Below are 11220 nucleotides of genomic sequence, written 5' to 3'. Positions count from 1 at the left end.
GTGGGGGGCAGTCCGCGTTTTTAATAGTCACCGTCCATCCCGTGCGGCCCCCGGGTCTTGCTGGTTTCGGGGGGGGGGCCGCCGCCGTATTGTCTAAGGGTCAACACTCCCCGAGGAGCCTTCATGACCGTCCCCGTCGTCCACTCGCTGCGCGAACAGATCCGCGAGCACATCGTGGAGGGGATCGTCAGCGGCCGCTGGAAGCCGGGCGAGCGGATCGTGGAGCGCCGGATCGCGACCGAGCTGGAGGTCAGTCAGACCCCGGTCCGCGAGGCGCTGCGTGAGCTGGAGTCGCTGCGGCTGATCGAGTCGGCGCCCAACAAGGGCGTGCGGGTCCGCAATCTCACCGCCGCGGACCTGGAGGAGAGCTACCCCGTCCGGGCCGGTCTGGAGCAGATCGCGGCCGAGCTGGCGGCGGCGCGGCTCGCGACGGACTGCTCGGCCCTGGAGCCGCACGTCTCGGCGCTGTACGAGGCGGACGCGACGTCCGACGGGACGGCGCAGGTGCGGCACACGGTGGCCTTCCACCGGGAGTTGGTGAAGGCGGCGGGGAACGCCGTGCTGCTGCACACCTGGGAGACGCTGGGCATCGAGGTCTTCACGGCCCTGTCGATCCGCTGGCTGGGGACGGTCCAGAAGTCGTACGCGGAGGAGCATCAGGAGCTGGTGGAGGCGTTCCGCCGGGGCGATCCGAACATCGGCGCCCTGGTGAAGGCGCACGTCCTGGGCTGCGCGCCGAGGGCCTGACCCACGGCTTGGCGCACGGTTCCGCGCCGCGATTCGAGCACAGGTCCGCGCCGCGATTCGAGCACCGTTTCGCGCCCCGATCGGCGCCCCGTTTCGCGCGCAGCCTGGCGCATGACTTTACGCACAGTGAGCGGGTCCGCTTTCCGGCGGGCCCGCTCATTCGTGCGAGCACCCCCTCAGACAGCCGGTCCCACCTGCGCAAACGGCCCGAAAACGAGGCACCGGGTGCCCTCTTCCCTGGCACCCTGTGCCGACTTTCTCGATCTGAAGAGGTTTTCCCCTTCAACCCTTTGATCGATCATCGATCGCCGGTTTACAGTCTTCGGCGGGCCCACCCGGCCCTTCGCCCTGTCCTGCCAGACATGGCCCCCATCTCCACCCCACCTGTCCGGAAGGCGGCGATCATGACCGATCCCGTAGGCAAGATTCCGAGTGAGCTCGACCAGCTCCCGGACCGTGACACCGAGGAGACCGCCGAATGGGCGGCCTCCCTCGACGCCGTCACCAAGGCCGCCGGCCCCCACCGGGCCGCCTACCTGATGCGCCGCACGCTCCAGCACGCCGAAGGCGCGGGCCTCGCCCTGCCCAAGCTGTTGGAGACCGATTACGTCAACACCATCCCGACCTCCGCGGAGCCGTCCATCGGCGCCTCCGGCGGCGACGAGGAGATGGAGCGGAAGATCACCGCGTGGAACCGCTGGAACGCGGCCGCGATGGTCACCCGCGGCTCCAAGTACGGCGTCGGCGGCCACATCGCCACCTTCGCCTCCGCGGCCTGGCTCTACGAGACCGGCTTCAACCACTTCTTCCAGGGCAAGGAAGCCGACGGTTCCGGCGACCAGCTCTTCATCCAGGGCCACGCCTCCCCCGGCATCTACGCCCGCGCCTTCCTCGACGGCCGCCTCTCCGAGGCGCACCTCGACAAGTTCCGCCAGGAGTCCGGCGGCGACGGCCTGCCCTCCTACCCGCACCCGCGCCGGCTGCCCTGGCTGTGGGAGTTCCCCACCGTCTCCATGGGTCTCGGCCCGCTCTCCGCGATCTACCAGGCGCGCTTCAACCGCTACCTGACGAACCGCTCCATCAAGGACGTCTCCGCGTCCCACGTGTGGGCGTTCCTCGGCGACGGCGAGATGGACGAGCCCGAGGCGACGGCGGCGCTCGCGCTCGCCGCCCGCGAGGGCCTGGACAACCTGACCTTCGTCATCAACTGCAACCTGCAGCGCCTCGACGGCCCGGTCCGCGCCAACTTCAAGATCGTGCAGGAGCTGGAGGCCCAGTTCCGCGGCGCCGGCTGGAACGTCGTGAAGTCGCTGTGGGGCAACGCCTGGGACGAGCTGTTCGCGCTCGACACCACCGGCGCCCTCGTCCGCCGCCTCCGCGAGGTGCCGGACGCGCAGGTCCAGACGTACCAGACCCGCGACGCCGCCTACATCCGCCAGGACTTCTTCGGCAAGGACCCGGCGCTCGTCGCGATGGCTCAGCTGCTGAGCGACGACAAGATCCTGGAGTGCTTCCACCTCTCCCGCGGTGGCCACGAGCCCCGCAAGGTGTACGCCGCGTACAAGGCCGCCGTGGAGTTCAAGGGTGCGCCGACGGTCATCCTCGCGCAGACCGTCAAGGGCTTCACCCTCGGTGAGGGCTTCGCGTCGAAGAACGCGAACCACCAGATGAAGAAGCTGACGACCGACGAGTTCAAGAACATGCGGGACCTTCTCGAGCTCCCGATCTCGGACGCGCAGTTCGTCGACGGCCAGGTGCCCTACGGCCACCCCGGCGCCGACGCCCCCGAGGTCCGCTACCTCCAGGAGCGCCGCGCGGCCCTCGGCGGTCCGGCCCCGGCCCGCCGCACCCACGCGCTCGCGCCGCTGCCGGCCCCGGCCGACAAGTCGTTCGCCGCCTTCGACAAGGGCTCCGGCTCGCAGTCGATGGCCACGACGATGGCGTTCGTCCGCCTCGTCAAGGACCTGGTCCGCGACAAGGAGACCGGCAAGCGCTGGGTCCCGATCGTCCCGGACGAGGCCCGTACCTTCGGTATGGAGTCGCTCTTCCCGTCGCTCGGCATCTACTCGCCGAAGGGCCAGACGTACGAGCCGGTCGACCGCGACCAGCTGATGTACTACAAGGAAGCCAAGAACGGCCAGATCCTCAACGAGGGGATCACCGAGGCCGGTTCGATGGCCGACTTCATCGCCGCGTCCACCGCGTACTCCACGCACGGTGAGGCGATGATCCCCTTCTACATCTTCTACTCGATGTTCGGCTGGCAGCGGACCGCCGACCAGATGTGGCAGCTCGGCGACCAGCTCGGCCGCGGCTTCCTCGTCGGCGCCACCGCCGGACGCACCACCCTGACCGGTGAGGGCCTCCAGCACGCCGACGGCCACTCGCCGGTGATCGCGGCCACCAACCCGGCGGCGCTGACGTACGACCCGGCGTTCGCCTACGAGGTCGCGGCCATCGTCAAGGAGGGTCTGCGCCGGATGTACGGCGAGGCCGCCGAGGGCGAGGACCAGAACGTCTTCTACTACCTCACGGTCTACAACGAGCCGATGCCGCAGCCGGCCAAGCCGGCCGGGATCGACGAGGGCATCGTCAAGGGCCTCTACCGCTTCAACACCGCCGAGTCCGCCGGTCTCGACGTGCCGGCGAACGCCTCGCGCATCCAGCTCCTCTCCTCCGGTACGGCCATCCACTGGGCACTGGAGGCGCAGAAGCTGCTCGCCGCCGAGTGGGGCGTGGCCGCCGACGTGTGGTCCGCGACCTCCTGGACGGAGCTGCGGCGCGACGCCCTGGAGGCCGACGCGGCGCTGCTGCGCGGCGAGGAGCGGGTGCCGTACCTCCGCAAGGCGCTGGAGAACGTCGACTCGCCGGTCCTCGCGGTCTCCGACTACATGCGCCAGGTCCCCGACCAGATCGCGCAGTGGGTCGAGCAGGACTGGTCCTCGCTGGGCGCCGACGGCTTCGGCCTCTCGGACACCCGTGACGCGGCCCGCCGCCACTTCGGCGTCGACGCCCAGTCGATCGTCGTCGCCGCCCTCGCCCAGCTGGCCCGCCGCGGCGCGGTCCGTGCGACGGCCGTGAAGGAGGCGCGCGAGCGCTACGGCCTGTAGGCCGGCCGGGCCGACGCGGCCCCGCTGTCGGCGCGGGCACGCATGATGGGTTCATGCGTGCCGCCCGGCTGATCAAGATGGTCCTCCTGCTCCAGTCCCGTCCGTCGATGACGGCGGCCGAACTGGCCGCGGAACTGGAGGTGTCGGAGCGGACCGTCACCCGTGATGCCCTCGCCCTCTCGGAGGCGGGGGTTCCGGTGTATGCGGAGCGGGGCAGATCCGGTGGGTACCGGCTCGTCGGCGGCTACCGCACGCGTCTGACGGGCCTGGCGCGCGGCGAGGCCGAGGCGCTGTTCCTGTCCGGACTGCCGGGCGCGCTGCGGGACATGGGGCTCGAGGACGCGGCCTCGGCGGCCCGCCTGAAGGTCTCCGCGGCGCTGCTTCCCTCGCTGCGCGACGCCCCGGACTCGGCGGCGCAGCGCTTCCTGCTCGACGCCCCGGGCTGGTACCAGGAGCCGGAGACCCCGGAGTTGCTGCCGCCGGTCGCGGAGGCCGTCTGGGAGGACCGGATGCTCGCCGCCCGCTACCGGCGCGGCGACCGCGAGGTGGAGCGCGACCTCGCCCCGTACGGCCTCGTCCTGAAGGCCGGCGTCTGGTACCTGTGCGCGCGTTCCGGCACGGCGTTCCGCACCTACCGGATGGACCGCTTCACGGCCGTCGCCCTCACCGAGGAGCGCTTCGTCCGGGACGAGACCTTCGACCTGCCGGCCTTCTGGGCCGAGCGCGCCGCCGAGTTCGCCCGCTCGATCCTGCGTGCCGAGGTCGTCGTGCGGCTCTCCGAGGCGGGTGCCCGCAGGCTGCCGTACGTGACGGACCGCGCGGCGGCCGAGGAGGCGCTGGCGGCGGGGGCGCGGGACGCGGAGGGCCGGGTGACCGCGACGCTCCCGGTGGAGAGTGAGGAGGTCGCCCTCTCCCAGTTGCTCGCGCTCGGCCCGGAGGCCGAGGTGCTGTCCCCTGTCTCCCTGCGCGAGCGGTTCGGCGAGGCGGCGCGGGGGCTGGCCGCGCTGTACGCCTGATGCCCCGGCGTCCGGTCAGGCGGGGCGCGGGGCGGCGGTCAGGGCGAGGCTCGCGGGCAGCGCGGCGCACGCCTCGCCGAGGTCGGCGGCGAGCTGAGCGCGCGTGGGGGCGCCCGGGCGGGCCGTCCAGGTGTCCAGCGCGCAGTGGAACGCCGCGATGAGCATGTCCACGGCCAGCCGGGGGCGCGGGTCGCCCGGGGCGCCGACGTCGAACCTGCGGTGCAGGGTGGCCAGCGCGGTGCGGCTGGCCTCGTGGCAGAAGTGCAGGCCGTGCGCGTCCATCGAGGGGGTCCGCTCCGCCAGTCGGCGGCTGAGCAGGACACGGTGGGCCCAGCCCTCCGCCGGCATGGCGTCGAGCGCGGCGAGGAGGCAGTCCCGCAGCAGCTCCGGCACGGGGCGTCCGTCGGCCTCGCGGGTCTCCAGGTCGTCGAGGAAGGCCAGCCACAGGTCCTGGGTGGGCGCCATGGCCACGTCCTCCTTGCCGGCGAAGTACCGGAAGAAGGTGCGCTTGGAGACCTCCACGGTGTCGCAGAGCTCGTCGAGGGTCACTCCGCCGAAGCCGCGCTCGGTGAAGAGTTCCAGGGCCGTGTCGATCAGTGTCCGGCGCGTCCGCAGCTTCTTGCGCTCGCGCAGCGGGAGCACGTCCGGGTGCGTCATGGCGTCAGCGTAGCCGAGGGGAGATTGCCACTTGAAAGCTTATGCCACTCAGTGACATAAAGAGGGGGTCACATCCCCGCTCCCCCTCGGAGGGTGCACCCATGCGTGCTCTGCTCGTCGACCGCTCCGCACCGGCCGGACTCCGGCTCGCTCACGCCCCCGACCCCGAGCCCGCCCCCCACCAGGCGCTCGTGCGGGTCACCGCCACCTCCCTCAACCACGGTGAGGTCGCGTTCGCCCTGAAGGACGCTCCGGAGGGCACGGTCCTCGGCTGGGACGCCGCCGGGGTCGTGGAGCGCGCCGCGGCCGACGGGTCGGGCCCCGCCGCCGGCACCCCGGTCGTGACGCTCGGCCCCTCCGGCGCCTGGGCCGAGTTCCGGGCCGTGGACACCGGCCTCGTCGGGACGGTGCCCGAGGGGGCCGACCCTGGGGCGATCAGCACCGTCCCGGTGGCGGGCGCCGGCGCGCTCCGCGCCCTGCACCGGATCGGCCCCCTGCTCGGCAGGCGCGTCCTCGTCACCGGCGCCACGGGCGGTGTCGGGCGGTACGCCGTGCAGCTCGCCCGGCAGGCCGGAGCTCATGTCGTCGCCGCCACCGGCCGCCCGGACCTGCACGGCGACGGCCTGCGCGCGCTCGGAGCGCACGAGGTGGTGGCCGGGGCGTCCGAGGTCGGGCAGCCGGTGGACGGCGTCGTGGACCTGGTCGGCGGGCGGACCCTCGTCGACGCCTTCGGCGCCCTGGCGGAGGGCGGCACGCTCGTCGCGGTCGGCCACGCCTCCGCCGAGGCCGAGACCTTCCCGTACGGAGCGCTCTTCGGCGACCAGGGACGCCACGGCCGTACGGTCGCCACCTTCTTCCTGCTGTCCTGCACCGGGCTCGCCCGGGACCTGACCTGGCTCGCCGGGCGGGTGGCCGCCGGCGCGCTCGATCCGGGGATCAGCCTGCGCACCGGCTGGGACCGGGCCGGGGAGGCCGTCGAGGCCCTGCTCGGCCGCCGGCTGCACGGGAAGGCCGTCCTGGACCTCGCCCGATCCGGGTCCTACCGGTAGTCGGCCACGTCCGGCTTCCCCGTCTCGCCGGCGATCATGAAGCCCCAGGCGTCCGGCCGCGAGCCGTCCGCGTCGGTGAAGCCGTACTCCCGCGCGAGCTGTCCGCTGGAGAGCGACCGGCCGTTCCAGCGGTGCCGGTCGGGGTCGGCGGCGAGGGCGGCCACGGCCCGGCCCACGTAGACCGGGGATTCGGAGATCGCGAAGTCGGGGGTCTCGGCGAGGGCGTCGCGCCAGTTCTCCTCGGAGACGCCGAAGGCGGTCAGCATCTGCTCGGACCTGAGCCAGCCGGGGGTGAGGGCGACGGCGGTGCCGCCGTACTCCTCCAGCTCCTTGCCGAGGCCGAAGGCCATCCGGAGGGGGGCGTTCTTGGCGAGGTCGTAGAAGAGGTTCTCGCGGAAGCGGGTGCCGTTGTACTCGGCGGTGCCGTCGGTGACCTCGACGACGAGCCCGCCCCGGTGGCGGACGAGCAGCGGCAGCGCGGTGTGGGAGGTGACGGCGTGCGTCCGCACGCCGAGTTCGAGCATCCTCAGACCGCCCGCGAGGTCGTTCTCCCAGGTCTTCTTACCGAAGGCGAGGAGGTGCTCGCCGCCCCACACGTCGTTGACGAGGACGTCGAGCCGTCCCCGCTCGCGGTCGATCCGGTCGACGAGCGCGCGGACCTGCCCGGGTTCCAGGTGGTCGGTGGGGACGGCGACGCCCTCGCCGCCGGCGGCCGTCACCAGTTCGGCGGTCTCCTCGATGGTCTCGGTGCTCCGGCCGACCTCGCTGACCCGGTCGCGGGTGGTGCGGCCGGTGGCGTAGACGGTGGCTCCGGCGGCCCCGAGCTGGACGGCGATGGCCCGTCCGGCGCCCCGGGTGGCCCCGGCGACCAGGCAGATCCGTCCCCGCAGAGGTGTTGGTTCAGTCGTCATGGCGCCCAGGCTGCCAGGAAAGTACGACACCTTCTGTCCGGATTGAATTCGGGCTTTCCGGGTGCGTCGCCCCCGCCGGGGCAGGATGCTGGTCCCGTGATGGACGAGACCGAGTTCTGGGAGATCATCGACGACAGCCGCGGGGAAGCCGAGGGCGACCCCGAGGAACAGGCCGATCTGCTCGTGGAACGGCTGACCAAGCTGGACCCCGACTCCGTGCTCGACTACGCGCGCCATTTCGAGGCCCGCTTCAACCGCGCGTATCTCTGGGAGCTGTGGGGCGCTGCGGCCGTGCTGTTCGACGGGGCCGGCGACGAGACCTTCGACTCGTTCCGGTGCTGGCTGATCGGCCAGGGCCGGGAGGTGTTCGAGGGGGCCGTGCACGACCCGGACGCGCTGGCCGAGCTGCTCGGCGACTTCGACGTGGAGATCGACGGGGACGGCGAGGAGATCGGCTTCGCGGCGGACGAGGCGTACGAGGCGCTCACCGGTGCCGAGACCCCGGACCTCGGCATCCCGGTGCCGGGCGGGGAGCCGCTGGGCGCCCCCTTCGACCTGGCGGACGACGACGCGCTCGCGGCCCGCTTCCCCCGGCTGTGGGCGCGCTTCGGGGCGGCGTAGCGCGGACCCCGGGGCGGTCGGCCCCGGGATCCGGACGGTGTCTCAGAAGTGGGTGCCGCCGTCGATGCGGACCTCGGTGCCGGTGATGAACTTCCCGTCCTCGCTGGCGAGCATCGCGACGACGCCGGCGACGGTCTCGGGGCCGGCGAAGCCCTGGCCGAGGGCGGGGGCGAGCTTCATGAAGAGGGACAGGTCGGCGTCCTCGGGGAGGCCGGGGCCGACGCTCTGACGGCTGGCGCCGGTGCCGTCGGTCATGCCCGAGGATATGGAGCCGGGCTGCACGGCGGTGAAGCGGATGCCCTGCCTGGCGTACTCGGCGGCGAGCGCGTGCGTCATGGACTGGATGCCGCCCTTGCTGGCCGCGTAGGCGGACATGTAGGGGTGGGCGAACATCGCGGAGGTCGAGGAGAAGTTCACGACGGCGGAGCCGTTGCCCTCCAGGAGGGCGGGAATCGCCTCGCGGATCACGAGGAAGGTGCCGGTGAGGTTGATCCGGATCACCTGCTCGAAGGAGTCCAGGCTCGTCTCGTGGGTGTGCGAGGAGCGCAGTACGCCGGCCGCGTTGACCAGGACGTCCAGCCCGCCGAGCGCCTCGACGGCGGCGGCGACGCCGGCCCGTACGGAGTCCTCGTCGGCGACGTTCAGGACGACGGTGGTGAGGCGGTCGGCGGCGTCGCCGGCCTTGGCGACGGTGTCCTTGAGGCCGTCCTCGCTGATGTCGGCGGCGACGACCCGGCCGCCCTCGGCGAGCACCCGCAGGACGGTGGCCTGGCCGATGCCGGAGCCGCCGCCGGTGATGAGGGCGCGGCGTCCTTCGTAACGGGTCAGATGGTTCATGGCGGCAACCTCTCGAAGTCAAGCTTTCCGTGGAACGCTGCCACCGTACGCCCGGATGGCACATTTTGCCATATCTGCACGTCGTGCACTTCCGGCGTGCGCGGGCGTACGCTTCCTACGGTGAGCACCAAGCCCCCCTCCCCGTCGCTGACGGAGCGCCGCAAGGCCGCCACCCAGCTGGACATCGCCCGCGCCGCCGCCGAACTCTTCACCGCACACGGCCCCGACGGCACCACGGCCGAGGACATCGCCCAGCGGGCCGGGGTCGCCCTGCGCACCTTCTACCGGTACTTCCGCTCCAAGCAGGACGCCGTGGCCCCGCTCCTCGCGGGCGGCGCCGACCGCTGGCGGGAACAGCTCACGGCGGCCGGCCCGGCGACGGGCACCGGCCTCGCCCAGGTCCTGGAACGCTCCGTCGCCGCGTCGCTCACCCCCGAGGACGAGGCCGCCGCCGAGGGCCTGCGGTGGACCCGCGGCCTGCTGCGCGCCGCCGCCGAGGACCCCGCCCTCCGGGCCGTCTGGTACCGGGTCAACCAGGAGTCCGAGGAACGGCTCCGCGAGGTCCTCGCCGGGCTCGCCGGACCGGCGGCCGACCCCCTGGAGATCCGGCTCGCCGCCGCGGCGGCCACCGACGCCATCCGGATCGCCCTGGAGAGCTGGGCCGAGACGGACGCCCCCGCGCGCGGCGAGGGCGCGCCCGCCGGGCTCGCCGTCCACTGCCTGCGCGAACTGATGGGCGGCATGCGGCTGTTGCGCGACTCAGCCGAGTAGCGAACGCCCCATCAGGACATCGTCCACAGACGCCCCGTCCAGCAGGAACTCCCCCGGCAGCACGCCCTCGACGACGAACCCCTCGGCGGCGTAGAGCGCGCGGGCGGGCGCGTTGTGGCCCAGCACCCGCAAGGTGATCCGGACCGCGCCGTCCTCCCGCGCCCGGTCCATCGCGGCCCGCAGCAGCGCCCTGGCGACACCCTGACCCCGGGCCGGGCCGGCGACGACCAGGCCCTGGACCTGCCGGACATGGGCGTTGGCCGCGAGCGGGGTCGGCGCCACCACCCGCACGTAGCCGACGAGCACGTCCCCCCGCACCGCGACGAGATAGTCCTCCGGCCGGTGGCGGTCGTCGAAGAAGGGCGCGTACGGCTCCACCGGGGCGGGCACCACCGCGTGGAGGGTCGACCAGGCCGCCCGGTCGAGTGCGCCGAGGGCGTCCTCGTCGTTCGGTCCGGCGGTCCGTGTCTGCGTCTCCGGCACGATCATGACGGCCACTGTGCCACCCGCCGGCCCGGAAGCGGCAGGATGGGCCCCATGCAGCGTTCCGCCACCCGCAAGCGTGTCGCCGTCACCGGCGCCTCCGGGCTCATCGGCTCGGCCCTCGTCCGCTCCCTGCGCGCCGACGGCCACGACGTCCTCCGCCTCGTCCGCCACCCGGCCGAGGCCGCCGACGAGGTCGAATGGGACCCCAAGCGGCTGTACGTCGACGCCGCCGGTCTCGTCGGCGTCGACACCGTCGTCCACCTGGCCGGCGCCGGCGTCGGCGAACGCCGCTGGAACGAGGCGTACAAGCAGGAGATCCGCGACAGCCGCGTCCTCGGCACCCGCGCCATCGCCGAGGCCCTCGCCTCGCTCGCCCAGCCCCCCGAGGCCCTCGTCTGCGGCACGGCGCTCGGCTGGTACGGCGACACCGGCGACCGCGCCGTCGACGAGAGCGCCCCCGCCGGCACCGGCTTCCTCCCCTCCGTCTGCGTCGCGTGGGAGGCCGCGGCGGCCCCCGCCGAACAGGCCGGCATCCGCGTCACCTACGCCCGCACCGGCCTCGTCGTCGCACGCGAGGGCGGCGCCTGGGGACGGCTCTTCCCCGTCTTCCGCGCCGGACTCGGCGGCCGCATGGGCGACGGTCGCCAGTACTGGTCCCACATCTCCCTCCACGACGAGGTCGCCGCCCTCCGCCACCTCGCCGACACCCCCTCCCTCTCCGGCCCCGTCAACCTCACCGCCCCCTCCCCCGTCACCAACCGCGAAGTCACCGCGGCCATGGGCCGCGTCCTCCGCCGCCCCACCCTCCTCACCGTGCCCGCCCCCGCCCTCAGGCTCGTCCTCGGCGACTTCGCCCAGGACGTCCTCGGCAGCCAACGCGTCCTCCCCGGCCGCCTCCTCGAATCCGGCTTCGACTTCGCCTTCCCCACCATCGACGACGCGATCAGGGCGGCGGCGGGTCGCTGACGGGCCGCGCGGGGTTCGCCCCGGCAGTTCGGCCCGGCGATTCGGCCCG

At 73.2% G+C, this 11220-nt stretch carries 11 protein-coding genes; 7 read left to right on the top strand and 4 right to left on the bottom strand.

Annotated elements, in window-relative coordinates; all coding sequences use genetic code 11:
- The first annotated feature begins 123 nt into the window (after positions 1–123).
- From ACFVZH_RS03380 to ACFVZH_RS03370, 3 genes are all read left to right on the top strand, one after another.
- A complete protein-coding gene (locus ACFVZH_RS03380; protein ID WP_384892434.1) occupies positions 124–747 on the top strand; it encodes a GntR family transcriptional regulator in 624 nt (207 codons plus the stop codon).
- A gap of 404 nt (positions 748–1151) precedes the next feature.
- Positions 1152–3857, top strand: coding sequence for a pyruvate dehydrogenase (acetyl-transferring), homodimeric type (gene aceE, locus ACFVZH_RS03375; RefSeq protein ID WP_384892431.1), 2706 nt, complete (start codon positions 1152–1154; stop codon positions 3855–3857).
- A gap of 53 nt (positions 3858–3910) precedes the next feature.
- Positions 3911–4873: a helix-turn-helix transcriptional regulator gene (locus ACFVZH_RS03370; RefSeq protein ID WP_384892429.1), complete on the top strand. Its 963-nt coding sequence runs from the start codon at positions 3911–3913 to the stop codon at positions 4871–4873.
- A 15-nt stretch (positions 4874–4888) separates the two neighbouring features.
- Here the strand turns inward: ACFVZH_RS03370 and ACFVZH_RS03365 are convergent, their stop codons facing one another.
- Entirely contained in the window at positions 4889–5530 is a 642-nt protein-coding gene (locus ACFVZH_RS03365; RefSeq protein ID WP_384892426.1) for a TetR family transcriptional regulator, read from the bottom strand.
- A gap of 101 nt (positions 5531–5631) precedes the next feature.
- Here ACFVZH_RS03365 and ACFVZH_RS03360 point away from each other — a divergent pair, with 101 nt between their 5' ends.
- A complete protein-coding gene (locus ACFVZH_RS03360; protein ID WP_384892423.1) occupies positions 5632–6579 on the top strand; it encodes a zinc-binding dehydrogenase in 948 nt (315 codons plus the stop codon).
- Here ACFVZH_RS03360 and ACFVZH_RS03355 read toward each other — a convergent pair.
- A complete protein-coding gene (locus ACFVZH_RS03355) occupies positions 6570–7490 on the bottom strand; it encodes an SDR family oxidoreductase (RefSeq protein WP_384892420.1) in 921 nt (306 codons plus the stop codon). The two genes, ACFVZH_RS03360 and ACFVZH_RS03355, sit on opposite strands and share 10 nt — an antisense overlap.
- Before the next feature lie 99 nt (positions 7491–7589).
- Here ACFVZH_RS03355 and ACFVZH_RS03350 point away from each other — a divergent pair, with 99 nt between their 5' ends.
- The gene (locus ACFVZH_RS03350; RefSeq protein ID WP_384892923.1) at positions 7590–8111 is read left to right on the top strand and encodes a DUF4240 domain-containing protein; all 522 of its coding nucleotides are present in this window, start codon (positions 7590–7592) and stop codon (positions 8109–8111) included.
- A 42-nt stretch (positions 8112–8153) separates the two neighbouring features.
- On the opposite strand, the gene ACFVZH_RS03345 is transcribed toward ACFVZH_RS03350, so the two are convergent.
- The gene (locus ACFVZH_RS03345; protein ID WP_384892417.1) at positions 8154–8948 is read right to left on the bottom strand and encodes an SDR family NAD(P)-dependent oxidoreductase; all 795 of its coding nucleotides are present in this window, start codon (positions 8946–8948) and stop codon (positions 8154–8156) included.
- A gap of 120 nt (positions 8949–9068) precedes the next feature.
- Between ACFVZH_RS03345 and ACFVZH_RS03340 the strand changes: the two genes are divergently transcribed.
- On the top strand, positions 9069–9719 hold the full coding sequence (locus ACFVZH_RS03340) for a TetR/AcrR family transcriptional regulator (RefSeq protein WP_384892414.1): 651 nt from the start codon (positions 9069–9071) through the stop codon (positions 9717–9719).
- On the opposite strand, the gene ACFVZH_RS03335 is transcribed toward ACFVZH_RS03340, so the two are convergent.
- Positions 9708–10208 (bottom strand): GNAT family N-acetyltransferase, encoded by a 501-nt coding sequence (locus tag ACFVZH_RS03335; protein ID WP_384892411.1) that lies wholly within the window; start codon positions 10206–10208, stop codon positions 9708–9710. The genes ACFVZH_RS03340 and ACFVZH_RS03335 overlap by 12 nt on opposite strands.
- A gap of 39 nt (positions 10209–10247) precedes the next feature.
- On the opposite strand from ACFVZH_RS03335, the gene ACFVZH_RS03330 reads away from it, so the two are divergent.
- Positions 10248–11171, top strand: coding sequence for a TIGR01777 family oxidoreductase (locus ACFVZH_RS03330; RefSeq protein WP_384892408.1), 924 nt, complete (start codon positions 10248–10250; stop codon positions 11169–11171).
- Positions 11172–11220: the final 49 nt, after the last annotated feature.

Source organism: Streptomyces sp. NPDC059534 (assembly GCF_042743475.1).
In the GTDB taxonomy this organism is placed as follows: Bacteria; Actinomycetota; Actinomycetes; order Streptomycetales; family Streptomycetaceae; genus Streptomyces.
This window is presented reverse-complemented; position numbering and strand designations above follow the sequence as displayed.